Raw genomic sequence first — 26110 nt, forward strand, 5'->3', positions numbered from 1 at the left:
TCGATCTTTTGAGTTTAGGGATTAGGAACTCACCTATGCTGGATCTACAAGGATATGAAGCCTCGATCTTAAAAGGGGCTCTAGTAACCATAGAAGTCGCTGTACTTTCACTTCTTTTAGCCATGGTTCTCGGTATGCTCGGTGCGTTAGCAAAACTGGCGCCTTACAAGTGGGCGAGAGCCATAGCGACACTTTACACCACCATTATTCGTGGCATTCCAGACCTTGTTTTGATGATGCTGATCTTTTTCGGTGGTCAAATTCTATTAAACAACAGTCTTTATTCGATCAATGAGACACTCAACGAGTGGTTTACTGCAAGTGACCCTAACCATGAGTGGACTTCTTACTTGCCTGATTATATTGACGTCAGCCCTTTTATTGCAGGCGTGCTGACCATTGGATTTATCTTTGGTGCTTACATGGCTGAGACGTTCCGTGGTGCGATCATGGCCGTAGACAAAGGCGAATTAGAGGCGGCAAAAGCTTATGGCATGAGCCCGGTAATGTCGTTTCGCAGAATCTTATTACCTCAAATGATTCGACATGCCTTACCTGGCTTTGGTAACAACTGGTTGGTCCTACTGAAAACGACGGCATTAGTATCCATCATTGGTTTGGAAGATATGGTACGCATGAGCTCGTTGGCGGCGGGTACAACCAAAATGCCATTCACTTTTTATATGGCGGTTGCGATCATTTTCTTGTTCTTTACCAGTGTTTCGACCGGTTTGCTTAAGCTGGTGGAACGAAAATTCAGTATTCACGCGAGGTAAACCATGGATTTTTCATTGATCGTTGAAAGTTTCCCGGTCTACCTTGATGGGCTGTGGACAACAGTATGGCTTGTTGCGTTAGCGCTGGTGATTGGTCTATGTGTATCAATTCCCTTAGCTATCGCGCGTAACAGCACGAATTACGCATTAAGTTTGCCGTCATGGGCATTTATTTACTTTTTCCGTGGGACTCCATTGCTTGTGCAGCTCTACCTCATCTATTACGGTATGGACCAGTTTTTCCCGGTGAAAGATACACTTTGGGAAAACGCGTGGTTTTGTGCGCTGGTGGCTTTTGTACTGAATACATCAGCCTATACGGCGGAAATTATTCGTGGGGCAATTAATGGTTTGCCTAAAGGTGAAGTGGAAGCCGCTAAAGCATACGGTATGAGCAAGTTTATGACTTATCGCCGCATTATTTTGCCAAGTGCTTTGCGTCGTGCATTACCAGCTTACTCCAATGAAGTTATCTTCATGCTTCATGGTAGTGCGGTCGCGGGTATTATTACCATTATGGATCTGACAGGGGCTGCTCGTTTGGTGAACTCTCGATACTACGCACCATTTGAGTCATTCCTAACAGCGGGGCTGTTCTATATGGCATTGACTTTCATTATTTTGTGGTGTTTTAAAATGGCAGAGAAGCGCTTCTTGGCATACCTAAGGCCACTGAGCTAAATCGTCACCAGCAAAATAGTGAATGAAAAGAAAAAGAGCGCCGATTGGCGCTCTTTTGGTTTTTTGGAAAGTGATTTGGCTATTGGAAAGTAGACCAGATCGGGGCGTGGTCAGAAGGCTTTTCAATACCACGTAGTTCATAATCGATATCTGATTCAACACACTTTTTCGCCAACGATGGAGTCGCCAGAATAACGTCGATACGCAGGCCTCGATTATCATCGAAACCGCGAGAGCGATAATCAAACCATGAGAAACGGTCATTGACTTCTGGGTGTAGGTTACGGAAAGTATCTTCGAAGCCCCAATCTAATAAGGTTTTCAACCATTCACGCTCTTCCGGTTGGAATGAACATTTCCCTGTCTTCAACCAACGCTTACGGTTTGGTTCGCCAATGCCGATATCTGAATCAATTGGGCTGATGTTAATGTCGCCCATGACGATCAGCTGTTCATCGTTTGTATGGTGATCATTCAGGTAAGTCATCAAGTCCTTGTAAAACTGACGCTTATATGGGTATTTGGTTTCATGAGCAATATTGTCACCTTGAGGGAAGTAACCATTTAGAACCGTTACCTTCTCACCATTCTCATCTTCAAACGTCACCATGATCATGCGTTTCTGATGTTCTTCATTGTCGGTTGGGAAACCTTTTTGAACGCTGATCGGTTCTTGTTTGCATAGCATTGCCACACCGTAGTGGGCTTTTTGACCGTGAAAGTAAACTTTGTAGCCCATCGCCTCGACGTCTTCGATAGGGAATGCCTCATCGTGTACCTTGATTTCTTGAAGACCAATCACGTCTGGTTGGTGTTTGTCGATAAGCGCTTGGAGTTGATGCAGACGCGCACGAAGTCCATTGATGTTAAAGCTAATTACTTTCATTTTTTATCCTTCTCAAGGGGCGTGTTTGCGTATGATGTTACCATTGCAACGGGAAGGTGCAAATGGTTCTCATGCAAGGGGGGAGGGAGACTAGTGAGACAAGGCCAAATAGCAAGTTACTACTGTGCTTTAAGTTTGTTTTCCAGATCATTTTGCACGATCTTTAGCGCTTTGAGTGCAGTCTCAGGATCTATCTCGTTGGTTTCGAGCAGGTAAATTAAATCAACCGCGAGTTTGATCTCTGCTGGCGCGTCGTCGAGAGGAGATTTTGGCTGTTCTGACATTACTGGTTCTTTTCCCTATGAGTAATTTGGTTCTCTAATTTAAGCAGGGCTGCTTCGCAACGTTCTAGTCGTTGTTCGGTGGCGAGCAAGACTTTCTGAGCCTCTGCTCTAGCAAAGCTTGGTGCCATTTCGACCGCTCTTTGCTTCTCTAATACCATTTCGCGTAAACGGCGAGCCCACTCTTGATGCTGTGCCAATTCTTGATACATCACATTGATGGGTTTTCGGAAGTGGCTGCTGTGCTTGATTTCACCTTTACGAATCTTAGTCGTGGAAATCTCACGTTGAATCGCGGTGATTTGTGCTACCAGACGCTCTGTTAAGTACTCAGCTCGAAGGGCTGTGAGCTTTCCTTCATTTTGCTCGCGGATAATAGCATCCAGTGTTGCATTTGCCTCTTTAACACATGGCGTAAGCAAACGAGAACGGCAATGAAACAAGCGCTCATCAAAGAGTGGAACATGATGCTCGCCGCGTTGGCGATCAAGCATGGCTGCTTGGTTAGACATCTGATTTAAGTTTTCAGAAAGCTGTTTAATGTTCATGTTAATCCCACAAACCACGCGTCATAGGCAAGTTTTATCGCCAACACACTCACCACAGTGACAAACACTGGGCGAATGAATTTGGAGCCAAACCGAATAGCGGAATGTGCGCCAACAAAAGCGCCAGCCATTAAACAGACTCCCATGGTTAAGCCTAGCACCCAGTTGATATGACCTAAAACAGCAAAAGTGATGAGAGAAGTAAAGTTGCTGGTGAAGTTCATTGCTTTTGCTAGGCCTGACGCAAGCAAAATGTTCAATCGATAAAGTGCCATCGAGCTTACTGTCCAAAAAGCACCGGTACCAGGGCCTGCTAGACCATCATAAAAGCCAATCGTAAACCCCTGTGCATACTGTTTTTTATTTAACATAGGGCACGGCTCTGGTGTTGGGCTCTGATGTGTTGATTGCGGTGTTTTGTGGAATACGGTGTACATGGCGGCCGCAAGAATAATAAGAGGTAAAACCTTCTCTAACCATTCTGTACTAATAGCATCAACAAACAGCGTTCCTAATGTCGCGCCAATGAGGGTTGATACAAACGCTCTTCCCCAGCACTGTGGTTTGAACAAGCGCTTTCTATAATAAGTAAAGGCGGCAGTGGAAGAAGCAAAAGATGCAGCTAGTTTGTTGGTTCCTAATGCAATATGTGGCGGAAGTCCTAGCGACAGCAAAGCGGGGACAGTAAGCATGCCTCCTCCACCAGCTACAGCATCAATAAATCCAGCAACAAAAGCGACTAGCGCCAAGACCAACAGCATGGTTGGCTCAATCATTTCCATAAATAATTATTCTTCTAATATTCGATCTTGCGTTTAAACGGCGGAAGCGAGTCAATTAACGCTTGCCCGTAGCGTTTTGTTACTAAACGTCTATCAAGGATAGTCACTCTACCAGAATCGCGTTCTTTGCGCAGTAAACGACCGACACTTTGAATCAGCTTTTTGCTCGCATCAGGAACGGTGATCTGCATAAACGGGTTTCCTCCTTTCTTCTCTATGTATTCCGAGTGAGCCTGTTCTACCGGAGAAGTAGGGACTCCAAATGGAATCTTAGTGATGATGAGGTTTTCTAGTAGTTCACCCGGTAAATCAAGGCCTTCTGAGAAGCTTCCTGTACCGAAAAGAATGCTAGTTTTCTGCTGATCTACGAGCTTTTTATGTTTTTTTAGAGTTTCTGCGCGTGAACTTTCGCCTTGAACTTGTAGTGCCCAGCCTCGTTTTATGAAGTCTGAACTTAACGCATCCGCCACTTGGTTCATTTGCCAATAAGAGGAGAATAATACTAAGTTTGCTTTGTTGTCTTCTAAATACTTAGGCAAAATTTCAATAAGATATTCGGTAAATTGCGGCGCTTGAGGCTCGTACCTCATTGCTGGAATCAAAAGCTCGGCTTGGTTTTGATAGTCGAACGGAGAAGCCAACGCTAAGAACTGAGTGCCAGACTCAGGTTTTGCATCAACACCAACTTGGTGACAGAAATAGTTGAACGAGTTCAGAGCTCGCATTGTCGCAGATACGAGGACTGCACCAATACAGCGGTTCCAGATTTGTTGATCGAGTTGCCAGCCAATCTCTAGTGGAGAAACACTAACAATGTAATCTCCTTCTCGGTCTGGATGTTTTTCTAGCCATCGGGCCAAAGGGGCACCTTTGTCACGAGTAGGCTCTGCCATTAGGTTCCATACTTGCGCTAGGTTTTCCAAGCGCTGAATGTAAAAGCCTAATTCAGCTAAAGCAGGCTCGGCTAATCTTGACGATAATTCACCATCTTTAACGCGTTCAGCAATCAAATCGGCGATCTTAGCTACACTTTGATTCGCTTTCTTACTCAGTTGTTTTAGATCTTTAGACTGGTTTTCTAACCAAGTTGGCAGTTCGCCATGTTCAAAACGATAAACGTTCTCTTCAAACTGAGCAGGGTCAAACTGCTTGGTTAATTGGTTTAACGCAGGGATCAGTTCCTGTACCGACTCTTGTAGATCATTACGGAATCGGCCAACACGTTTTTCATCGGTTAATGAAGAAAACTTAGTGATGGATTGGTTGAGCTTTTCTAGCCATGCCGCAGCCCCTTTCAAGCTTGCTGAAGCAGAAGCATGGTCTCGCGCAACATGAGGCAGGTGATGAGCTTCATCAAATACGTAAATCGTGTTTTCAGGTTCTGGGAGAATGACTCCGCCACCTAAATCGGCATCCGCCATAACCAATGAGTGATTCGCAATGATGACATCATTCTTGTCTAACTCTGAGCGAGCTTTCTGAAAAGGGCAGTTTCGATGGGCTGGTAAGCTGTTATTGCAACTGTGCTTATCACTCACAATAAGCTGCCATAGACGATCATCTATTGGTTTTGGCCAAGAGTCACGGTCGCCATCCCACTTACCTTGAGCAAGAGAACGATACATGGTCTCTAGGAGTTCGATGTCTTTTTTCTTAGGCTTGGTCTCAAACATTGCGAGCTGGCCACCATCCACACCACTGGCTGTAGCAAGCTTTTCTGCGCAGCAATAGCGTTGACGCCCTTTAGCAATAATAAAAGAAAACTCTCGATCCGTAATTCGGCGGAAAAGAGGGAGGTCTTTATTCACCAATTGCTCTTGCAAGGCCACTGTCGCAGTTGAAATCACTACTTTGCGGTTGTTGTAAACCGCGACAGGAATCGCCGCCATTAAATAGGAGAGTGACTTACCGATACCGGTTCCTGCCTCGGCTACCAGCATTCGATTTGATTTGTGGTATTGCCCGCATAGCGTTTTTGCGATCTCAGCGACGAGGTAGTTTTGTGCTCGTCTCGGAACAAAGTTATCCAGTTGAGCTTGCAAGTTCTGATAACTGGTTCGAATCGATTTTTGGATGTTACTGGTTAGCATACGGGCCTCAAGTGAGTTGGAGGCGCATAGTAGCACACATCACTGGTTCGACAGTAGTTCACAAAATGGAATGCTTTTGTGCGGAATGTAGATCTTGTTCACAAAAAAATATTGAACTCAAACTAAATGAAAATAATTTCATTATTTGAAAAATATAAAGCTTCAAAAATGCCATTGATGTAGTTAGATATTCTGTTTTCTTGTGTAATTTTGCAGTTTAAAGGTGTTTTGTATTTGTTATTTATGACTCACTAAATTAAGGAAAATCAAGTTTATAGTTTAGAACTTCATCGAATAATTTAAATGTAAATTTTTAAGTTTTTGTTTTTAAAGTATATTTTTGTTCTTTGATATTTCTATTTAGAAAATTTGACAGCCAGAATAATCTTTTGTACTCTAGTGTCCAGATTTTGCAGGTAAAGCATTGTTGCGATTTGATAACAAGCGACCTAAAAAATATAAAAAGGGAATCGGAAAGGATATCCCAATCTAAGAAAAGGCAGTGGATTAATTATGAAAAAGACTCTAGTAGCTCTAGCAGTAGCAGGCATCTCTACGTCTGCACTAGCAGCAGGCAACATCTACGACAACGGTACAACTTCTCTAAACCTTAAGGGTGAGATCGACACTTACGTAAGTACTATCGAACGTAAAGAAAACGGTGAGACTTCTACTAAGCGTGATGTAGACGTTGACCTATGGGCTAAAATCCAAATCGATGCAGAGCACAAACTAAACGAAGACATCAAAGTATTCGGCTCATTCGAACTAGAAAACGGTGAATTCTTCGATAACGACAACAAAATTACTGGTGAAATCGACGGCGACCACGCTCGTGTACGTACAGATGACCTATACTTCGGTGCCTACTTCGGTGACAACTGGGGTGTAGCTCTAGGTGAAGTTGGTGATTTCGGTGATTCTCTTGACGCAATCACTATCGACAACACCAACGAAGGTCTTGGCTATGTCGATGATTTCGTGAAATCAAAAGAAAGTGCTGGTCACGCTGTTTCAGTTAAAGGTAGCTTCGACAAGCTAACTGTCATCGCTGATGCATACCTAGATCAACACGAGAAAATCGATACTGCATTCGGTCTATCTGCACAATACGCAATCAACGACATGTTCACTGTTGGTGCTTCTTACCAAGATCAAGAAAACCGTAACCTTGCTGGTGATGACTACCAAGTAATGGGCGCTGCTGTTCGTTTCAACATGGACAACTTCTCTGCTGCAGTTAACTACGTTGCTGAAGAGCTAAACAAAGCTGACGCTGATACATGGTCTGCAGTAGCTGCTTACCAAATGAACGAAGCTCGCGTTTACACTTCATTCGGTTTCACTGAGTACGAAGGCGACCACGACCAATCTTACTACACGTTTGGCGCTGACTACGCTGTAACAGGTAACGTTCTAACGTTCATCGAATACACTGCAAGCGAAAACGACAATAAAGACGCTTCTACAAAAACTGAAGCTGACCTAATTGTCGCTGGTGTTTACTACACGTTCTAATTCAGAACTTAAGTAGATATAGTAAAGGTCGCATTTATTGCGGCCTTTTTTATATTAAAAGCTTGTATCTCCTTAGGCACCTGAAAGCATGAACCAAGTGAGTACATGAAGATTTATGAGACTTGAATGCGTTTACCAATTATCTACAGTCAATGATTTAGAAATGGTTGGCTTTTAAGCAATGATTTCCTCAAACTGTGATGAATGGTAAGCGATATTTAACTCTTTTGATGTAATTAATTGAATTTTAAGGTTATTAGGATATGAGACTAAAAGCTTGGACTGTAGCATTTGTACTTGGAGTGTTTGGTACAACAGCGAGCGCAGACGCAACAAATAGAGCTGATACTTCAGCAACCCTAACCACCGCTCAAGGCGTTCAAGTGCTGTTTGTAAACGGCGTCAGTGCGGATGATTTGAGTGAACCGTTTGGTCTTGTTGATGGCTCTAACCAAGTAGTTGTAAAAGTAAACAAAGCGATTGGGCGTGGCGATAAACGTACTCAAGTTTACTCTGCACCATACATTCTTGGTTTTAGTTCTGGCGCGGGTGAGCTTTATATTGATGCGCCATCTTTTAGAGAAAAACGTCAGGCAGACAAGCTGTTTGAGCAAGATAAAATGGACTGGAAAGTAAGTTTCAACGATAAGTCTATTGATTACTCGCAATATAAAATGCCAGGTGAGAAAGGCGCGTTCCCTTATTCAAACCTTGATGAGCAACTAGCGGTGTACAATGAAGCTAATGGCGTTTTCTTTGCAAACGGTAAGAGAGTCGAATTGTCTGAGCTACAAGCAGCGACGGCTGTAACAGCAACTAGCAAAAGCGCGCAAAGAGTAAAATCACCCGTAACAAAAGCGAAGATTGCCTACCTAGAAATGACAGACGAAGAACGTCAAGCATTCATGAAGTGGGTTGCTCAACAATAATCGTTATTGGTAACGACAAAAACTAAAAAAGCAGGTGATAGCCTGCTTTTATGTTTTTTGAGGTTTAAGCCTAGAGCTTTATTTCTCGCCACTCCCCAGGTTTTAAATCGTCAAGGGCAATACCGCCCATCGAGTAACGAACTAAACGCAGTGTTGGGAAGCCAATGTGCGCGGTCATACGTCTTACCTGACGGTTTCTCCCTTCTATAATAGTGATAGCTAACCAAGTAGTCGGAATGTTTGCTCGAAAGCGGACAGGTGGAGTTCTTTCCCAGATCTCTGGCTCAGGCATCACTTCTACTTTTGCTGGCAATGTCATGCCATCTTTCAATTCAACGCCTTTACGTAGTTTCTCTAAATCCTCTTCAGTCGGAGCACCGTCTACTTGCACCCAATAGGTCTTTGGTGATTTTGATTGAGGTTGGGTCAACTTAGCCTGCAGAATGCCGTCGTTAGTGAGCACCATCAAACCTTCGCTGTCTCTGTCTAATCGGCCTGCCGCATAAACATCTTTTACAGGAATATAATCAGCTAGTGTTTTACGGCCATCGTCATCAGTAAATTGGCTTAATGTGTCATAAGGCTTATTGAAAATGACCACCTTACGATCTTCGGGTGCAATACGCGGTTTAGCGGTTTTTGAAGAACGGGTAGGGCGACTAGGTCGATTTTTAGCCTGTCCATTTGAATGATTTGGCTTACCAGAGCGTTTAAAATGGCTCGGTTTGGTATGGTTACTACGGCGACCTTTTTCATGACCCGTGCGAGATGACATGTTAACTACCTTGCAAAAATGTAAATGAACTGTGTTTGAAAGTTTTATGTTTTTTTCTTATCAGCTATCATTTGCGCGCCTAAAACTAACAAAAGCGCACAGAATAATAGACTATTTCGTGTTATTTGTTTAATGATATAGCCAAGTTGCTTTTAGTGAGGTGTTTTTGCAAAAGAACTTCATGAAAGCAAACTTGGCACAAAGTGCACTCATGGATAGAGAGCCATAGAGCTTCAAACTATAAGAAAGAGTGCAAACCGCATGTCGCGTTGGTGAGGAGGAATGCACTACTAACGTTAAGCACTGCGTAAATTCAACGAACTCAGTTGCTGAGTTGTTCAGCTTAGTTGAGTAAAAAATAGGGAAATTTCATGCCTACAGAAAAACCTACAATTATCTACACAATCACTGATGAAGCCCCGGCGTTAGCAACCTATTCATTACTACCAATCATTCAATCGTTTACTGCATCGTCTGGCATTAATGTAGATACACGTGATATTTCGTTAGCGGGTCGCATCATCGCTAACTTCCCAGAACATTTGAAAGAAGATCAGCGCATCGGTGACGCGCTAGCAGAATTAGGCGAATTGGCGAAAACGCCTGAAGCGAACATTATTAAGCTTCCAAACATCTCAGCGTCAATCCCACAGCTAAAGGCCGCTATTAAAGAGCTGCAAGCGAAAGGCTACGAGCTACCAAACTACCCAGAAGAGCCAAGCACTTACGAAGAAGAAGCGATCAAAGCGACTTACGACAAAATCAAAGGTAGTGCGGTTAACCCAGTTTTGCGTGAAGGTAACTCAGACCGTCGTGCACCACTTTCAGTGAAGAACTACGCAAAGAAAAACCCGCATTCAATGGGCGCGTGGTCAGCAGACTCTCAATCTCACGTTTCAAGCATGGCTGACAACGATTTCTTCGGTAGTGAAAAATCGACGACTATCTCAGGTGCTACCGACGTTAAAATCGAATTTGTTGCTGCTGATGGTTCGGTAAAAGAACTTAAATCAGCATTCCCTCTACAAGACAAAGAAGTGATCGATTGTTCAGTAATGAACAAGAAAGCGCTTGTTGAGTTCTTCGAGAAAGAAATTGCAGAAGCAAAACAGCAAGATGTACTGCTTTCTCTACATATGAAAGCAACCATGATGAAGGTATCGGATCCAGTTATCTTCGGTCACGCAGTTAAGGTTTACTACAAAGACGTATTTGCAAAATACGGGAAGCTGTTTGAAGAGCTAGGTGTTGATGTAAACAACGGTATCGGTGACGTATATGCGAAGATTGAAGCGCTACCTGCAGAACAAAAAGCAGAAATCGAAGCAGCTATTCTTGCGGTATACGAAACGCAACCAGCACTAGCTATGGTGGATTCAGATCGCGGTATTACTAACCTACACGTACCAAGCGATATCATTGTTGATGCTTCTATGCCTGCAATGCTACGTGCTTCTGGCCAAATGTGGGGACCAGACGGCAAGCAGAAAGATACGAAAGCAATGATTCCAGATCGTAGCTACGCAGGTATTTACCAAGCGGTGATCGACTTCTGTAAAGAACATGGTGCGTTTGACCCAACAACAATGGGCAGCGTTCCAAACGTCGGTCTAATGGCCCAAAAAGCTGAAGAGTACGGTTCTCACGACAAGACCTTCATCTTAGATGCAGCAGGCAGTTTGCGTGTTGTAGATGCTTCTGGTGCGGTTCTTCTTGAACAAGCGGTAGAAGAAGGTGACATCTTCCGTATGTGTCAGGTGAAAGACGCGCCAATTCAAGACTGGGTGAAACTTGCTGTTACTCGTGCTCGTGCTTCAGGTGCTCCAGCGGTATTCTGGCTGGACGAAGCTCGTGCTCACGATGCAGAACTTATCAAGAAAGTAAATGCGTACCTTCCTGAGCACGACACTTCAGGTTTAGAGATCAAGATCCTGGCACCAATCGACGCATGTAAATTCTCTCTAGAGCGTATCAAAGAAGGTCTAGACACCATTTCGGTAACAGGTAATGTACTTCGTGACTACCTAACTGATTTGTTCCCAATTCTTGAGCTTGGTACTTCTGCGAAGATGCTATCCATTGTGCCACTAATGAATGGTGGTGGTTTATTTGAAACGGGTGCAGGCGGTTCAGCTCCTAAACACGTTCAACAGGTAGAAAAAGAAAACCACTTACGTTGGGATTCTTTGGGTGAGTTCCTTGCACTTGCGGCATCTCTTGAGCACCTAAGCACGGTTGCTGGCAATGCAAAAGCACAGGTGCTTGCCGATGCACTTGATAAAGCAACGGGTGAGTTCCTAGACAACAACAAGTCACCATCACGTAAAGTTGGTGAGTTGGATAACCGTGGTAGCCATTACTACCTCGCTTCTTACTGGGCGAAAGCACTCGCTGAGCAAACGGCAGATGCTGATCTAGCGGCTGAGTTTGTGCCAGTAGCAGCCGCGCTTGCACAGCAAGAAGAAGCGATTGTTTCCGAGCTAAACAATGCACAGGGTGTGAAAGGTGAGCTAGGCGGTTACTATTCACTGGATGATGCGCTAGCTTCTACATTGATGCGCCCGAGCGCAACGCTGAACGCAATCATCAATAAATAACCTTGTACGCGCTATTTCGGTAGCGCGTAGTTAAGACTTATAAAAACAATAAACCCGCTTTACGCGGGTTTATTTTTCTCTTCATGAAAAACAGATAATTTGTGCTTTCACGAGCAAATGGTTTGTCTTTCCGACAGCGCTCAATTTATTTGGCTTGGCCTTCTATTGGCACTACGCTACTTGCGTGTGAACCTTTTGGACCTTTTTCAATCTCGTATGAGACTTGTTGGCCTGCTTTCAGTGTACGATAACCGTCCATTTGGATAGTTGAGTAGTGGGCGAAAATGTCTCCTTCCTCTTCGTCTGAACAAATAAACCCAAATCCCTTGGCATTGTTAAACCACTTTACTGTACCTGTAGCCATGCTTTTACATCCCTCATGCATTTTTTACTGATGTTGTTACTTCTCCAAGCTATCCCTTTAGCTTGGCCTCATTGTTAGCCGTTGCTTTGTTCGTAATTGCTAACACACGTCGAGCTAGCATATCCATATTCATCAGGGTGTTAGAAAACCAATAAACCCAGAATGAGGATTTATGCATCAACACATTCCACTGTAGTCAATGAATCTCGACAGTCAATAGTGAAAGACAACAATCAGAAACATATTTGAAAACAAATCACTTTTGAGATTAACAACTTTGCAAAGTAATTTATGGTTGTTTGCCGATGTTTAGTGAAAATCTCTGTAAGGTTTTAATATAAGGAATATGAATACTAGATGAGAAGAGTACATTAGAAGATTCTACTGAATGAATAAAAAGTACGGTTTTCGTGATATTTAGTGTTTTTTCCCTGTAACTGTGATCTTCGCAGAATATGAGAGGGTAATTACAGAAGATGAAGTGTGTAGAATATTTGTGAATCTAACGGCAAAAATATCGCGCCTCAGTGATAAAAATCTTTTATTTGCGCGCCTGCCGGAGGTGCATTAGTCTCTATATGAGGACGTAAATTTTATCTATCAAATTCGAATTAGGTGCCATATCTCACTACACCGCATGGTATGCTTATGGTAGATTGTTTTTATAGGTCGAAAACATCAACCCTTTGATACGATATCTTTGAATTGCCATGAGTAAAAATTTTGAATGGGTGACTCCAGACTCTGATCTTCTGGAGAGAGAAAGTACAAAAGTTCAGCCACCAAAGCTATATAACGTTGTACTCAACAATGATGACTACACACCTATGGATTTCGTCATAGAGGTACTTGAGCGATTCTTTTCACACGATATTGATAAAGCAACGCAAATCATGCTCAAGATTCACTATGAAGGAAAGGCAATTTGTGGCACATACAGTGCAGAAATTGCCGAAACAAAAGTAGCGCAAGTGACGATGTACTCAAGGGAAAATGAGCATCCGCTACTATGTACTATGGAGCAAGCGTAATAAGAAGACTTGCTCGAGCAACCCAAGTTGTTCTTTCGGGAGGTACTTATGCTAAATAAAGAACTAGAGTCAAGCCTTAACGGTGCATTCGCTCGTGCACGTGATAAACGCCACGAGTTCATGACTGTCGAACACCTCCTACTTGCATTATTAGAAAATGATGCAGCTAAGGAAGCCCTTTTAGCCTGCAAAGCGGACCTTGATGCTTTGCGAAATGAACTCGATATTTTTATCGACCAAACAACGCCGCTCATCCCAGAAAGTGATGAGACGCGCGAAACCCAGCCTACATTGAGTTTCCAGCGTGTACTTCAACGCGCCGTCTTCCATGTTCAGTCGTCTGGCCGCAGTGAAGTGACTGGGGCAAACGTCCTCGTTGCTATTTTCAGTGAGCAAGAGTCTCACGCTGCTTACCTACTTAAAAAGAACGATATCTCTCGTTTGGACATTGTTAACTTTATTTCTCACGGCATCACTAAAGCATCGGGTTCAAGTGAAGATTCCTCTTCATCTGATTCGTTTGGTTCAGAAGCACCTGAAGAAACCAACCCAGAAGAGCGTCTGGAAAGCTTTGCAACGAACCTAAACCAAGTTGCGAAAGCGGGTAATATCGACCCATTGATTGGCCGTGACAAGGAGCTTGAGCGCACGATTCAAGTGCTGTGCCGTCGTCGTAAGAACAACCCATTACTTGTGGGTGAAGCTGGCGTAGGTAAAACGGCTATCGCGGAAGGTCTTGCGTGGAGAATTGTAGAAGGCCAAGTGCCTGAAGTGATTCAAAATAGTGTGATTTATTCCTTAGATATCGGTTCTCTACTGGCTGGCACTAAATACCGTGGTGATTTTGAGAAACGCTTTAAGTCAGTTTTGAAGCAGCTTGAGAAAGAAGAAGATGCGATTCTGTTCATTGATGAAATTCATACCATCATAGGTGCAGGTGCAGCTTCTGGCGGTCAAGTTGACGCAGCTAACCTGATCAAACCTCTACTGAGTAGCGGTAAGTTGCGTTGTATCGGTTCAACGACGTACCAAGAGTACAGCAACATTTTTGAGAAAGAACGCGCGCTATCTCGTCGTTTCCAAAAGATCGATGTAGTTGAGCCTTCTTTGGATGATACGACGAAGATTTTGATTGGCCTTAAGCCTAAATACGAAGCTCACCACGAAGTGCGTTACACCAACAAAGCATTGCGTGCTGCTGTAGAGCTATCAGCGAAGTACATTAACGAACGTCATCTACCAGACAAAGCTATTGATGTGATTGATGAGGCGGGTGCACGCAGCCGTCTAGCACCAGCAAGTCGTCGCAAGAAAACGGTCGGCGTAGCAGACATCGAAGCGATGGTTGCGAAAATGGCTCGTATTCCAGAGAAATCAGTGTCGTCTTCAGACAAAGACATTCTGAAGAATCTGGATGACAAGATGAAGATGCTTGTATTCGGTCAAGATACGGCGATTGATGCGCTGTCTGAAGCCATCAAGTTATCTCGTGCTGGTCTTGGCGTGGATAACAAACCTGTTGGTTCATTCTTGTTTGCGGGCCCTACAGGGGTTGGTAAAACAGAAGTTACTGTTCAGCTTTCTAAGTTGCTTGGTATCGAACTTCTGCGCTTCGATATGTCTGAGTACGGCGAACGTCATTCAGTCAGCCGTCTGATCGGTGCGCCTCCTGGTTACGTGGGCTATGACCAAGGCGGTCTGTTGACTGACGCTGTGCTTAAGCATCCACACTCAGTGGTTCTGCTTGATGAAATCGAGAAAGCACACCCAGATATCTTTAACTTGCTACTGCAAGTGATGGATAACGGTACGCTAACAGATAACAATGGTCGTAAAGCTGACTTCCGAAATGTCATTCTTGTTATGACAACCAACGCGGGTGTGGCAGAGACAGAGAAGAAATCTATCGGTCTTATCCAACAAGATAATAGTCATGATGCGATGGCGGAAATCAAGAAGGTGTTCACACCAGAATTCCGTAACCGTCTAGATAATATCATTTGGTTCAATAGCCTAGATGAAGTGGTGATCCACCAAGTGGTTGATAAGTTCATCGTGGAGCTTCAAGTTCAATTGGATGCTCGAGGCGTATCAATGGAAGTGTCGCAGGATGCTCGTCATTGGTTGGCACACAAAGGTTATGACAAAGCGATGGGCGCGCGTCCAATGGGACGTGTTATCCAAGAGCAGCTTAAGAAACCTTTGGCGAATGAACTTCTGTTCGGCTCCTTGGTTGACGGTGGTACAGTGAAGGTAACGCTAGTGAAAGACGAGCTTAAGTTTGAATACCTAAGCGAGAAAGAAGCAGCACTTCATTAATTCTTTGTTGAAATCTATGTTAAAAGCGTGCGCTTAGGCGTGCGCTTTTTTGTGTCTGCAAGAATGGAGCTAGCCTGAGCCTGTGGAGTGTATTGAAACTCCCAAAAGTAAGCTTAGTATTGAGAGCAAAAACAGACAATAAAAAACGGAGCCTTGAGCTCCGTTTTTTATTGTATTCGAAAATCAGAGATTAACGAGCACGGAAGACGATGCGGCCTTTAGAAAGGTCGTATGGAGTCATCTCTACAGTTACTTTATCACCAGTAAGGATACGGATGTAGTTCTTACGCATCTTGCCAGAGATGTGTGCAGTCACAACGTGACCGTTTTCAAGTTCAACGCGGAACATAGTGTTTGGTAGAGTGTCAAGCACAGTGCCTTGCATCTCAATTACGTCTTCTTTAGCCATTTAATCCTCTTTAGAAATTAGGCGGTATTAGCGCGCTTATTCTGCCGCTAAACAGTAATTATGTAAACTTGGGGCGTATTCTACCCTTGCCAACGCTGATTTACTAGCCTTTGGTGTCGTTGAAAACGAGTTTTGTAGTTCATCGCTGGACATTCATCGATCTGATAACCTAAATATAGCCAATGTTTATTCTCTCGTTGGCAATATTCGAGCTGGAAAAGTACCCCTAACGTCCCGAGAGATAAAGGATAGTCCGGATCGAAGAAGGTATAAAACGCACTTGCACATTTATCCATTATATCGGTAACGGCGACCGCGAGAAGTCGATCACTCTCGTCATAAATATGGAGAAATCCAGTGGTCAACCAAGTTGTTTGAGCGAACCGAGCAAACTCATCCTCTCTTGGTGGAAACATAGTGCCGTCTTTGTGTCGTTCACAGATATAGCGGCTGTAAAGGTCAAACCAATCTGGATCGAGCTCAGGTTTCATCTCCCAATGTAACGCCTTTCCTTTGCTCTGCAAGCGCTTCTGGCTTTTTGAAGGGATGAAGTCAGGTACCGCAATCCGTATAGGTTGACATGCGTTGCAGTGCTGGCAATGAGGCTTATAAATAGTATCGCCGCTGCGTCGAAAACCGTTGGCCATCAAAACTTGATAGTTGTCTTCTGTATGTAAGTTTTCGTCTAGCGCGACAGCCACTCGCTCTTCACGTTCAGGTAGGTAACTGCATGGATGGTTATTAGTTAATCCGATACGAATGTGCTGGAGATCTGTGCTCATGATACTGCGCCTTGCAAAACCTGTGGTTCAAACGTACCCAAATTAATGTTCCTATCTCTTAAAGATAGTAGTTTTTGTACAAAGTCGTCACGCTCCAGCTCAAACGCGCCAAGTGAGGCTAGATGCGGATTCATTACTTGGCAATCAATTAATTGACCTTGGTTTGACGCCAAGTGCTCGCATAGATACCACAATGCGATTTTCGACGCGTTGTCTTTTAGGCTAAACATCGACTCACCACAAAAAAGTTGGCCGACGTTAATGCCGTACAAGCCGCCAATTAACTGCTCATCGTGCCATACTTCTACTGAGTGGCAGTGTCCGCGTCTTGCAAGCTCTATGTATGATGTCTGCATCTCTTCATTGAGCCAAGTTTCTTCTGCTGAGCGAGTTGAAGAGCATAATTGAATTACGCGTTCGGTTGCATTGTTTAGCGTTACTTTATACTGTTGTTTACGTTGAAACTTTTTCAAGCTTTTGGAAGGCTTAAATGCCAAAGGGTCAAAAACGGCTCGTGGAGATGGGCTCCACCAAAGAATCGGCTCTCCCGGCCCATACCAAGGAAAAATGCCCTGACGATAGCCGTTTAGAATGCGATCAGGGTTAAGATCGCCGCCAAAAGCCAGTAAGCCATTTGGGTCATTCAATGCGTCGTATGGCGACGGAAAAGAATGTGAATCACCAAGTTCAGTTAAATAGATAGCCATAAAGAAAACTTTACCAACATCAGAGCCTATAGGAGCTTATTATGAGCGGAGTAACACTTAACATAAAACGATGGGCATGGATCATACTGTTTTTGCCATTTTTCGCCAATGCAGCCTATGAAAGAAATGTAGCAAAGCCAGTTAACCAAGTGGTGTATGGCAGAGTCGATTCGGTGCGATACATTACACAGCAAGAGGTGAAGCAATCTCAAAGCAACGGGTGGGAAACCTTACTAGGGGCAACGATCGGTGGTTTAGTCGGCAATCAATTTGGTGGTGGCACGGGTAAAGAAGTGGCGACGGCTGTTGGTGCATTAGCTGGTGCGGCGGTGGTGAGAAATCGCAGCAATTATGAATACACGGTTGAATACAAACTCGTTGAACTATTGATCAAGGTTGATGGCAACAAACTGATCAACGTCATTCAAGATGTTGATAACAGAATGTTGTTTAATCGAGGTGATGAGGTGCGCATCCTGTATTTTGATGATGGTGTAAGGGTTGATATCGCTTATTAAGCCAACGTTTGCACTGCAAAACCTAAGCTGACTAATTATTCAAAAATTAGCATGGATTTACTCTGGTTTTGTGGTGGTTTTTTCGTTAGTCTGATTTCACGAAGAATTGTTTAGCTCTCAAAAACCTTGAAGTGAGGGCACAAAGGATTATCAACTTTTAATGGAAAGCCTAACGTTACAACCTATCAATAAAATTCAAGGGGAAGTGAACCTTCCTGGATCAAAAAGCGTTTCCAATCGAGCGTTACTGCTTGCTGCACTAGCAAAAGGTACGACTCGTTTGACCAACCTTCTCGACAGTGATGATATTCGCCACATGTTGAACGCTCTGACTAAACTCGGTGTTCAGTACCAATTATCTGAGGACAAAACGGAATGTGTCGTAGAAGGTCTTGGTCGCCCATTTTCTGTCTCTGAACCTGTAGAGCTCTTTTTGGGTAATGCAGGTACAGCAATGCGTCCACTTGCTGCAGCCCTATGCTTAGGCGAAGGTGAATACGTTCTGACTGGCGAACCTAGAATGAAGGAACGCCCAATTGGTCACTTAGTCACGGCCCTAAAAGCGGCTGGCGCGGACGTAACGTATCTGCAAAATGAAAACTACCCACCACTAAAAATCGTAGGTACTGGACTTAAGTCGGGCTCTGTATCGATTGATGGTTCGATTTCTAGCCAATTCCTGACGGCATTTTTGATGTCAGCGCCGTTGGCAGAAGGTGACATTCGCATCAACATCGAAGGTGAACTGGTTTCAAAACCATACATTGATATCACGCTGCACATCATGAAACAGTTTGGTGTGGATGTGATCAACAACGATTACCAAGAATTTGTGATTCCTGCGGGTCAACAGTATGTCGCTCCGGGTGACTTCTTGGTTGAAGGTGATGCATCATCTGCTTCTTACTTCTTGGCGGCAGCAGCCATCAAAGGTGGTGAAGTGAAAGTCACTGGTATTGGTAAAAACAGTATCCAAGGCGATATCCAATTCGCTGATGCGCTTGAAAAAATGGGTGCAGAGATCGAATGGGGTGATGATTACGTTATCTCTCGTGTCGGCCAACTGAAAGGCATCGATATGGACTACAACCATATTCCAGATGCGGCGATGACCATTGCGACAACAGCACTGTTTGCCGAAGGCACAACGGCGATTCGCAACGTGTACAACTGGCGTGTAAAAGAGACTGACCGTCTATCCGCTATGGCGACTGAGCTACGCAAAGTTGGCGCAGAGGTGGAAGAGGGCGAAGATTACATCATTGTGAAGCCTGTACCACAGCTTACGCACGCTGCGATTGATACCTACGACGATCACCGAATGGCGATGTGTTTCTCGCTGGTAGCGCTAAGCGACACGCCTGTGACGATTAACGATCCCAAGTGTACGTCGAAGACGTTCCCGGATTACTTCGATAAGTTGAAAGCGTTGAGCTGTTAATTCGTCTTATATGAAAGAGAAAAGCCAGAGTGAGAACTCTGGCTTTTTTATTGAATTTGCAGCGCTTACTTGTTCAATGTGAACTCTTTTGAAAGGTGATGCGCTAGGTATTTGAACATATTGAATACTGCTGTTGTATTAGTGGTCGGTAGACCTTTTTCATCGAGGAAGTACTCACCTTTAAATACCAATACATCGTCTTTTTCTTCTACGCTCGTCGCACGCATACCATCGATGTAGTCATCGTGCTCTTGGATGATTTGGTTTGCGATTAAAAGAAGGTCGAATTCTTCAATGTATTTTCTATCAGACATAACGCTCTCGTCATTCAATGAAACTTAAGTGAGCGCAGTATACCCACAATTGTCATGGGTTTGCATGCCTAAATCTCTGATTGCGTGTTTACGCTTTTATAGCGATATACATCTATATAGAGGGAATAGTAGGCGTTATTGGTATATACATGCAGTGGCTATTTTACGGTCTAATCTAAGGTTACGTTCTGATAGCGAAAGAAAAAATATTTTGTGATGTGAGACAAAATTTATTGAATTCGACTAGCGAGAGGAATCTTTGCCTGCTTAGTATATGCCGCTCAAGACCTTTTTCAGAACCCTGCCTCGTCAAAGTGCAAAGGCGATGAATTGTCAACCAATCGGATCTGAATTTCAAAAAAGCAGTTGATCTTCTTTTCATCTCGCACAATAGTAAAAAAGAAGCAATGAAATAGAACATTATGCGGGTAGCTTCCTTAGGGGGCAGTTACCCGCATTATTATGAAGGACGTTAGAGTCAGTTATGGGTAAATCGCTCGTTATAGTGGAGTCACCAGCCAAGGCTAAGACGATAAATAAATATCTTGGTAAAGACTTTATTGTTAAGTCTAGTGTTGGTCACGTGCGTGATCTGCCTACGGCCGGTCAAAGCACTGGTGAGAAAAAAGCCGCTGCCATTTCTACAAAAGGAATGAGCCCGGAAGAGAAAGCGCGTGTCAAAAAAGAAAAAGACCGCAAAGCGCTAATCAAAAAAATGGGGATTAACCCATATCATGACTGGGATGCGAATTACCAAATCCTTCCAGGCAAAGAAAAAGTCGTAAGCGAACTGCAAAAATTAGCCAAAGACGCTGATTACGTTTACCTCGCAACCGATTTGGACCGCGAGGGGGAAGCAATCGCATGGCACCTTCGTGAGATCATCGGTGGCGATGAAGAGCGATACAAGCGCGTAGTGTTTAATGAGATCACTAAGAATGCTATCCAACAAGCTTTCCAGACACCTGGCGAGCTAAACATGGATGGTGTTAACGCACAGCAAGCACGTCGATTCATGGACCGAGTAGTAGGCTTCATGGTTTCTCCATTGCTATGGAAGAAAGTTGCGCGTGGTCTTTCAGCAGGTCGCGTGCAATCAGTAGCGGTGAAGCTATTGGTTGAGCGTGAGCGTGAAATCAACGCTTTCATTCCAGAAGAGTTCTGGGATATCAATGCGAATACGCACACCAAAGATAAGACTGCATTCAAATTGCTCGTTGCACAAAAAGATGGCGTTGCGTTTAAGCCAGTCAACGAGGCAGAGACCAAAGCAGCGCTTTCGGTACTGGAAAAAGCGAGCTACGAAGTTTGTAAGCGTGAAGACCGTCCAACAAAGAGTAAGCCGTCTGCTCCTTACATCACTTCAACACTGCAACAAGCGGCAAGTACTCGTCTTGGCTACGGCGTTAAGAAGACAATGATGCTCGCTCAACGTTTGTATGAAGCGGGTTACATCACCTATATGCGTACCGACTCAACTAACTTGAGTGCGGAAGCTGTAGATGCGGTTCGTGGATTCATCGGCTCTGAGTATGGTGATAAGTATCTTCCTGCTAACCCGTTAAGATACGGTAGCAAAGAGGGCGCACAAGAAGCGCACGAAGCGATTCGTCCTTCCGATGTTTCTGTGAAATCAGAAGATCTACAAGGTGTTGATGCGGACGCACACAAACTTTACTCATTGATCTGGAATCAGTTCGTTGCTTGTCAAATGACGCCAGCAGAATACGATTCAACGACAATCAGTGTGAAAGCGGCAGAATACACGCTAAAAGCGAAAGGCCGTATCCTTAAGTTTGACGGTTGGACTCGCGTACAACGCCCAATGGGTAAAAACGAAGATACGATTCTTCCAGCTGTTCAGCTAGGCGAAAAGCTAGACTTAGAGTCATTAGAGCCTAAACAGCACTTTACTAAGCCACCCGCACGTTTTACAGAAGCGGCATTGGTTAAAGAGCTTGAGAAGCGCGGCATTGGTCGTCCTTCAACTTACGCTTCAATCATCTCTACGATCCAAGATCGCGGTTACGTGAAAGTTGAACAGCGTCGTTTCTATGCAGAGAAGATGGGTGAGATCGTTACTGACCGCCTAGATGACAGCTTTAACGACCTAATGAACTACGACTTCACGGCTCGTATGGAACAGAAGCTTGACCAAATCGCAGAAGGCGATGTGATGTGGAAAGATGTCCTAGACAACTTCTTCACAGACTTCACTGGCGATCTTGAGAAAGCGGAACAGGACGAAAACGAAGGCGGCATGAAGCTGAATCACATTGTGATGACAGATATTGAGTGTCCGACTTGTAGCCGTCCAATGGGTATTCGTACTGCGTCTACTGGTGTGTTCCTTGGCTGTTCTGGTTACGCATTACCACCTAAAGAGCGTTGTAAGACAACGATTAACTTAGGTGACGAAGATGGCATTATCAATGTTCTAGAAGAAGATGTGGAAACTGCAGCACTGCGTGCGAAGAAGCGTTGTCCTATCTGTGAAACAGCGATGGATGCATACCTGATCGACGATAAGCGTAAGATGCACGTTTGTGGTAACAACCCGAACTGTGAAGGCTACATCGTTGAACACGGCGAGTTCAAAGTGAAAGGCTACGATGGCCCAGTTGTTGAGTGTGACAAGTGTGGTTCTGACATGGTGCTTAAAAACGGTCGCTTCGGTAAATACATGGACTGTACGAGTGAGACGTGTAAGAACACTCGTAAGATTCTGAAGAATGGCGAAGTTGCGCCACCGAAGGAAGACCCAGTCCATTTCCCCGAACTGCCATGTGAAAACTCGGACGCTTACTTTGTTCTGCGTGATGGTGCTTCTGGCCTATTTATGGCAGCAAGCAACTTCCCTAAATCACGTGAAACTCGTGCTCCGTTGGTGTCTGAACTTGCTCGCTTCGAAGAACGTCTTCCGGAGAAGTTTAAGTACCTAACGACAGCGCCAGCAGCGGATCCAGATGGTCGCCCTGCAGTGGTTCGCTTTAGCCGTAAGAGCAAAGAAAACTACGTGCGTACTGAAGACAATGGCAAACCAAGTGGTTGGACTGCGTTTTTTGTTGACGGTAAGTGGGAAATCACAGATAAGCGCAAAAAAGCAAAAGCTTAAACATCAAGTTTAAATGGATAAGGCAGCGAATTCGCTGCCTTATTTTTTATCTGCTATTTTATAAATCATTCATTTCACCAATGCTTTTCCCTCCAAGTTTTCTCCATTTTGTTTTCATCGAACGGTCATAGTTTCATCGTATCCTGTCGCAAAACTGCACTTGTGTAGTTAATCGGTTTGTAAATTGTTTTCACAATGTAATCGTTTGCACTCTGATGTGTGATCAAGATACCGTATTGAGTAAGCAACATCTGTATATGACACAGAATGGCATATTTTAAATTGTAATTTAGTTCCAGTCCGATAACTTATTACACAAATAATGTATCTGTATGCTGTTATTTAGCGCCAAAAATAAAGAATAACTAAGGTGCTGGCGTACGAGGATGTGCAATAGCTTTTTTAGTTCGTGCTGTGAGGGTTCAAAGAAACTTGTCAGTGCGAATGTATTAACGTATTCGCTTGACTCCCCGAGTTCTGCTCATATCAAGCGAGTACAAGTTCCAAGCTATAACTATATATGGAGAACAACGAATGGCTGGTGTTTTGGGAATGATTCTTGCTGGCGGTGAAGGCTCTCGCTTGAGACCTTTAACGGAATCCCGCAGTAAACCTTCGGTCCCTTTTGGCGGGAGCTACCGACTTATTGATTTCGCTCTGAATAACTTTGTGAATGCGGATCTCATGCGCATTTACGTTCTTACTCAATTCAAATCTCAATCTCTATTCCACCACTTGAAAAAGGGGTGGAACATCAACGGCATTACCGACCGTTTTATCGACCCAATTCCTGCGCAAATGCGTACAGGTAAGCGTTGGTACGAAGGTACAGCGGATGCTATTTACCAAAACCTACGTTTTATGGAATTGGCGGAACCGGATCAAGTTTGTATCTTTGGCTCAGACCATATTTATAAAATGGACATCAAACAGATGTTGGCTTTCCACCAAGAGAAAGAAGCGTCACTAACGGTTTCAGCGCTTAGAATGCCGTTATCTGAAGCTTCTCAATTTGGTGTTATTGAAGTCGATAAAGAAGGTCGTATGATCGGCTTTGAAGAGAAACCTGCAAACCCGAAATCTATTCCTGGCGACCCAGAACATGCGCTGGTTTCGATGGGGAACTACGTATTTGAAGCTCAGACGCTGTTTGCTGAGTTGATTGAAGATGCCGACAATGAAGCTTCTTCTCACGATTTTGGTAAAGACATCATTCCAAAGATGTTCCCACGTGGTGATGTGTTCGTTTACGACTTCAGTACTAACCGCATTACTGGCGAGAAAGAAGAAGTTTACTGGCGCGATGTGGGTACGATTGACGCGTACTGGCAAGCTCACATGGATCTGCTTGAGAAAGACGCAGCGTTCTCGCTATACAACCGAAAATGGCCACTGCACACTTACTACCCACCATTGCCACCTGCGACATTTACGGACTCTGACAATGGTCGAGTTCAAATCATTGACAGCTTAGTATGTAACGGCAGCTACGTGCGTGGCTCTCGTATCGAAAAATCGGTACTTGGCTTCCGCAGCAACATCGCTTCTGCGTGTGACATTAGCCAATGTATTTTGCTTGGTGACGTGAAAGTTGGAGAAGGTTGTGTACTTCGTCGCGTGATTGTAGATAAAGATGCGGATATTGCACCGGGTACGCAAATTGGTGTAAATCTACAAGAAGATAAGAAACACTACCATGTGTCAGATGATGGCATTGTTGTAATTCCAAAAGGAGCACGTGTTGGCTACTAACAATTTGTCTGTTCTGTTTGTAGCGTCTGAAGTCGAAGGACTGATCAAGAGTGGCGGCTTGGCTGATGTAGCCAAGGCACTGCCGGAAGCCCTTCAAAATCTTCAGCAAGATGTACGAATTTCTATACCAGCCTATACCGGCATTGAGCAGTTATCAGAGGCGGAAACCGTTCTTGAGACAGAGCTAACGAGTTGGCCTCATAACGCTTACCGTGTCCTAAAGCTAACGCTCGGCGACAATCCAGTTTACTTGATTGATTGCCCTCCGTATTTCAATCGTCCTTCCATGTATGCGGAAAATAACCAGGCTTATACCGACAACGGCGAGCGCTTTGCTTTTTTCAGCGCTGCTTGCCTTGATATGTTACCTAAGCTTGGTTTTCAACCAGATATTGTACATGCCAATGATTGGCATACTGGGTTAGTCCCATTCTTGTTAAAACATCGTTACGGTCACGACGCTTTATTTGCGAATACTCGCAGCGTTATCTCTATCCATAATGCGGTATTCAAAGGGGTATTTAGCTATGACGATGTTCAGTGTCTTCCTGAATTTCATTCCCGAAATGTACCAGACGCAGCGGTAAGCGCTACGCACATCACCATGCTTAAAGCGGGGGTGATGAACGCAGATAAAATAAATGCGGTCAGTCCAACTTATGCAGAAGAGCTTAAAACTGAGCTGGGAAGCCATGGTATGGCGTGGGAATTTCAGCAACGTGCTGGAGATTTGATTGGTATTCTTAATGGCTGCGATTACGGCACTTGGAACCCAGAAACCGATTCGAATTTACCGCTAAACTACAAAGCGAATCGACAAAGTATGGTTCGTGGTAAAAACGCATGTAAGAGGGCGCTGCAAGAACAACTGGGTCTTGAAGCGTCCGATTGTGCCATGTTTGGTATGGTGTGCCGCCTGACACAGCAAAAAGGGGTTCATTATCTGTTGCCGGCATTGGCTGATTTTCTAAAACACGATGTTCAGCTTGTTGTGGTTGGCACTGGCGATCCTATTCTGGCTGCGCAGTTACGAGATGTTGCCGCACAGTTTTCGGATAAGTTTGTTTTTGTTGAAGCTTATGACAACGAGCTCGCGCACTTGGTTGAGGCCGGCTCAGATTTCTTCTTAATGCCTTCTGAGTTTGAGCCTTGTGGTTTGAACCAAATCTACAGCATGGCCTATGGCACTTTGCCTATCGTTCGTGGGGTGGGGGGCTTAAAAGATAGCGTGAATGACTACGACGTAGATCCAACAGACGCAACGGGTTTTGTTTTTTATGAGCCGACGCCACAAGGATTGTTGCTTACCATGCTACGAGCATTATTGCTGTATGCACAAAATGTGAACGAAGTAAGGCGAGTACAACTGCATGCTATGCAAAAAGACTTTTGCTGGCGCAAAACGGCTGAAGAGTATTTGCAACTGTATAGAGCTGCGTTAAATTGACGCAAAATTTTTAGAAAGTGTAACGAAAGGCACCGAATTAGGTGCCTT

General features: G+C 44.2%; 23 protein-coding genes. 12 read left to right on the plus strand and 11 right to left on the minus strand.

Going from position 1 to position 26110, the window contains the following annotated elements; genetic code table 11:
* Positions 1-35 precede the first annotated feature (35 nt).
* Both A8140_RS05440 and A8140_RS05445 read left to right on the plus strand, forming a co-directional pair.
* A complete protein-coding gene (locus tag A8140_RS05440) occupies positions 36-776 on the plus strand; it encodes an ABC transporter permease (RefSeq protein WP_005534021.1) in 741 nt (246 codons plus the stop codon).
* A 3-nt stretch (positions 777-779) separates the two neighbouring features.
* Entirely contained in the window at positions 780-1457 is a 678-nt protein-coding gene (locus A8140_RS05445; RefSeq protein ID WP_005534023.1) for an ABC transporter permease, read from the plus strand.
* 79 nt (positions 1458-1536) lie between these two features.
* Here A8140_RS05445 and xthA read toward each other — a convergent pair whose 3' ends face one another.
* From xthA to dinG, 5 genes are all read right to left on the minus strand, one after another.
* Positions 1537-2343, minus strand: coding sequence for an exodeoxyribonuclease III (gene xthA / locus A8140_RS05450; protein WP_005534024.1), 807 nt, complete (start codon positions 2341-2343; stop codon positions 1537-1539).
* Positions 2344-2462: 119 nt separating this feature from the next.
* Positions 2463-2627 (minus strand): pleiotropic regulatory protein RsmS, encoded by a 165-nt coding sequence (gene rsmS, locus A8140_RS05455; protein WP_005431885.1) that lies wholly within the window; start codon positions 2625-2627, stop codon positions 2463-2465.
* Positions 2627-3172, minus strand: coding sequence for a primosomal replication protein (locus tag A8140_RS05460; RefSeq protein ID WP_005534025.1), 546 nt, complete (start codon positions 3170-3172; stop codon positions 2627-2629). The genes rsmS and A8140_RS05460 overlap by 1 nt, the downstream gene beginning before the upstream one ends.
* On the minus strand, positions 3169-3954 hold the full coding sequence (locus A8140_RS05465; protein ID WP_005534026.1) for a sulfite exporter TauE/SafE family protein: 786 nt from the start codon (positions 3952-3954) through the stop codon (positions 3169-3171). Before A8140_RS05465 ends, A8140_RS05460 begins: the two co-directional genes overlap by 4 nt.
* Positions 3955-3968: 14 nt before the next feature.
* The gene (gene dinG, locus A8140_RS05470) at positions 3969-6044 is read right to left on the minus strand and encodes an ATP-dependent DNA helicase DinG (protein WP_005534027.1); all 2076 of its coding nucleotides are present in this window, start codon (positions 6042-6044) and stop codon (positions 3969-3971) included.
* 513 nt (positions 6045-6557) lie between these two features.
* Here dinG and A8140_RS05475 point away from each other — a divergent pair.
* Positions 6558-7562 carry a porin gene (locus tag A8140_RS05475; RefSeq protein WP_005534028.1) on the plus strand — a complete coding sequence of 335 codons (1005 nt, stop codon included), beginning with the start codon at positions 6558-6560 and terminating at the stop codon, positions 7560-7562.
* Between the two features lie 263 nt (positions 7563-7825).
* Positions 7826-8491, plus strand: a complete 666-nt coding sequence (locus A8140_RS05480; RefSeq protein ID WP_005534029.1) for a DUF2057 domain-containing protein — start codon at positions 7826-7828, stop codon at positions 8489-8491.
* 70 nt (positions 8492-8561) lie between these two features.
* Here A8140_RS05480 and A8140_RS05485 read toward each other — a convergent pair whose 3' ends face one another.
* On the minus strand, positions 8562-9266 hold the full coding sequence (locus tag A8140_RS05485; protein ID WP_005534030.1) for a pseudouridine synthase: 705 nt from the start codon (positions 9264-9266) through the stop codon (positions 8562-8564).
* Between the two features lie 371 nt (positions 9267-9637).
* Between A8140_RS05485 and A8140_RS05490 the strand changes: the two genes are divergently transcribed.
* Positions 9638-11863 carry an NADP-dependent isocitrate dehydrogenase gene (locus tag A8140_RS05490; protein WP_005534031.1) on the plus strand — a complete coding sequence of 742 codons (2226 nt, stop codon included), beginning with the start codon at positions 9638-9640 and terminating at the stop codon, positions 11861-11863.
* A 145-nt stretch (positions 11864-12008) separates the two neighbouring features.
* Here the strand turns inward: A8140_RS05490 and cspD are convergent, their stop codons facing one another.
* Positions 12009-12227, minus strand: coding sequence for a cold shock domain-containing protein CspD (gene cspD / locus A8140_RS05495; protein ID WP_005427548.1), 219 nt, complete (start codon positions 12225-12227; stop codon positions 12009-12011).
* Positions 12228-12937: 710 nt separating this feature from the next.
* On the opposite strand from cspD, the gene clpS reads away from it, so the two are divergent.
* Positions 12938-13258 (plus strand): ATP-dependent Clp protease adapter ClpS, encoded by a 321-nt coding sequence (clpS, locus tag A8140_RS05500; RefSeq protein WP_005427554.1) that lies wholly within the window; start codon positions 12938-12940, stop codon positions 13256-13258.
* Positions 13259-13306: 48 nt separating this feature from the next.
* Positions 13307-15577 (plus strand): ATP-dependent Clp protease ATP-binding subunit ClpA, encoded by a 2271-nt coding sequence (gene clpA / locus A8140_RS05505; RefSeq protein WP_005534033.1) that lies wholly within the window; start codon positions 13307-13309, stop codon positions 15575-15577.
* A gap of 190 nt (positions 15578-15767) precedes the next feature.
* Here the strand turns inward: clpA and infA are convergent, their stop codons facing one another.
* The 3 genes from infA to aat all read right to left on the minus strand — a co-directional run bounded on the left by infA (position 15768) and on the right by aat (position 17475).
* The gene (gene infA, locus A8140_RS05510; protein ID WP_001040192.1) at positions 15768-15986 is read right to left on the minus strand and encodes a translation initiation factor IF-1; all 219 of its coding nucleotides are present in this window, start codon (positions 15984-15986) and stop codon (positions 15768-15770) included.
* Between the two features lie 80 nt (positions 15987-16066).
* Positions 16067-16768, minus strand: a complete 702-nt coding sequence (locus A8140_RS05515) for an arginyltransferase (RefSeq protein WP_005532832.1) — start codon at positions 16766-16768, stop codon at positions 16067-16069.
* Positions 16765-17475, minus strand: coding sequence for a leucyl/phenylalanyl-tRNA--protein transferase (gene aat, locus A8140_RS05520; RefSeq protein WP_005532830.1), 711 nt, complete (start codon positions 17473-17475; stop codon positions 16765-16767). Before aat ends, A8140_RS05515 begins: the two co-directional genes overlap by 4 nt.
* A 41-nt stretch (positions 17476-17516) precedes the next feature.
* Between aat and A8140_RS05525 the strand changes: the two genes are divergently transcribed.
* Positions 17517-17993, plus strand: coding sequence for an outer membrane lipoprotein (locus A8140_RS05525; protein ID WP_005532828.1), 477 nt, complete (start codon positions 17517-17519; stop codon positions 17991-17993).
* 160 nt (positions 17994-18153) lie between these two features.
* On the plus strand, positions 18154-19434 hold the full coding sequence (gene aroA / locus A8140_RS05530; RefSeq protein WP_005532826.1) for a 3-phosphoshikimate 1-carboxyvinyltransferase: 1281 nt from the start codon (positions 18154-18156) through the stop codon (positions 19432-19434).
* A gap of 65 nt (positions 19435-19499) precedes the next feature.
* Here aroA and A8140_RS05535 read toward each other — a convergent pair whose 3' ends face one another.
* Entirely contained in the window at positions 19500-19748 is a 249-nt protein-coding gene (locus A8140_RS05535) for a YciN family protein (RefSeq protein ID WP_005426324.1), read from the minus strand.
* A gap of 484 nt (positions 19749-20232) precedes the next feature.
* Here A8140_RS05535 and topA point away from each other — a divergent pair, with 484 nt between their 5' ends.
* The 3 genes from topA (at position 20233) to glgA (ending at position 26062) form a co-directional block, all read left to right on the plus strand.
* A complete protein-coding gene (gene topA / locus A8140_RS05540; protein ID WP_038863258.1) occupies positions 20233-22863 on the plus strand; it encodes a type I DNA topoisomerase in 2631 nt (876 codons plus the stop codon).
* A 534-nt stretch (positions 22864-23397) separates the two neighbouring features.
* Complete coding sequence (gene glgC, locus A8140_RS05545) at positions 23398-24615, plus strand: glucose-1-phosphate adenylyltransferase (protein ID WP_005532819.1); 1218 nt, start codon at positions 23398-23400, stop codon at positions 24613-24615.
* Complete coding sequence (glgA, locus tag A8140_RS05550; protein WP_005532817.1) at positions 24605-26062, plus strand: glycogen synthase GlgA; 1458 nt, start codon at positions 24605-24607, stop codon at positions 26060-26062. Before glgC ends, glgA begins: the two co-directional genes overlap by 11 nt.
* The last annotated feature ends 48 nt before the right edge of the window (positions 26063-26110 follow it).

The organism is Vibrio campbellii CAIM 519 = NBRC 15631 = ATCC 25920, from assembly GCF_002163755.1.
Taxonomy (GTDB): Bacteria; Pseudomonadota; Gammaproteobacteria; order Enterobacterales; family Vibrionaceae; genus Vibrio; species Vibrio campbellii.

Bases quoted from the DNA above. Each gene is read 5' to 3' on its own strand.
- A8140_RS05475 (WP_005534028.1), top strand. From the start codon at position 6,558: ATGAAAAAGACTCTAGTAGCTCTAGCAGTAGCAGGCATCTCTACGTCT.
- rsmS (WP_005431885.1), bottom strand. From the start codon at position 2,627: ATGTCAGAACAGCCAAAATCTCCTCTCGACGACGCGCCAGCAGAGATC.
- A8140_RS05535 (WP_005426324.1), bottom strand. From the start codon at position 19,748: ATGTCTGATAGAAAATACATTGAAGAATTCGACCTTCTTTTAATCGCA.
- xthA (WP_005534024.1), bottom strand. From the start codon at position 2,343: ATGAAAGTAATTAGCTTTAACATCAATGGACTTCGTGCGCGTCTGCAT.
- A8140_RS05460 (WP_005534025.1), bottom strand. From the start codon at position 3,172: ATGAACATTAAACAGCTTTCTGAAAACTTAAATCAGATGTCTAACCAA.
- A8140_RS05515 (WP_005532832.1), bottom strand. From the start codon at position 16,768: ATGAGCACAGATCTCCAGCACATTCGTATCGGATTAACTAATAACCAT.
- clpS (WP_005427554.1), top strand. From the start codon at position 12,938: ATGAGTAAAAATTTTGAATGGGTGACTCCAGACTCTGATCTTCTGGAG.
- A8140_RS05490 (WP_005534031.1), top strand. From the start codon at position 9,638: ATGCCTACAGAAAAACCTACAATTATCTACACAATCACTGATGAAGCC.
- A8140_RS05485 (WP_005534030.1), bottom strand. From the start codon at position 9,266: ATGTCATCTCGCACGGGTCATGAAAAAGGTCGCCGTAGTAACCATACC.
- A8140_RS05525 (WP_005532828.1), top strand. From the start codon at position 17,517: ATGAGCGGAGTAACACTTAACATAAAACGATGGGCATGGATCATACTG.
- aroA (WP_005532826.1), top strand. From the start codon at position 18,154: ATGGAAAGCCTAACGTTACAACCTATCAATAAAATTCAAGGGGAAGTG.
- cspD (WP_005427548.1), bottom strand. From the start codon at position 12,227: ATGGCTACAGGTACAGTAAAGTGGTTTAACAATGCCAAGGGATTTGGG.
- clpA (WP_005534033.1), top strand. From the start codon at position 13,307: ATGCTAAATAAAGAACTAGAGTCAAGCCTTAACGGTGCATTCGCTCGT.
- glgC (WP_005532819.1), top strand. From the start codon at position 23,398: ATGGCTGGTGTTTTGGGAATGATTCTTGCTGGCGGTGAAGGCTCTCGC.
- infA (WP_001040192.1), bottom strand. From the start codon at position 15,986: ATGGCTAAAGAAGACGTAATTGAGATGCAAGGCACTGTGCTTGACACT.
- aat (WP_005532830.1), bottom strand. From the start codon at position 17,475: ATGGCTATCTATTTAACTGAACTTGGTGATTCACATTCTTTTCCGTCG.
- A8140_RS05480 (WP_005534029.1), top strand. From the start codon at position 7,826: ATGAGACTAAAAGCTTGGACTGTAGCATTTGTACTTGGAGTGTTTGGT.
- A8140_RS05445 (WP_005534023.1), top strand. From the start codon at position 780: ATGGATTTTTCATTGATCGTTGAAAGTTTCCCGGTCTACCTTGATGGG.
- A8140_RS05440 (WP_005534021.1), top strand. From the start codon at position 36: ATGCTGGATCTACAAGGATATGAAGCCTCGATCTTAAAAGGGGCTCTA.
- dinG (WP_005534027.1), bottom strand. From the start codon at position 6,044: ATGCTAACCAGTAACATCCAAAAATCGATTCGAACCAGTTATCAGAAC.
- topA (WP_038863258.1), top strand. From the start codon at position 20,233: ATGGGTAAATCGCTCGTTATAGTGGAGTCACCAGCCAAGGCTAAGACG.
- A8140_RS05465 (WP_005534026.1), bottom strand. From the start codon at position 3,954: ATGGAAATGATTGAGCCAACCATGCTGTTGGTCTTGGCGCTAGTCGCT.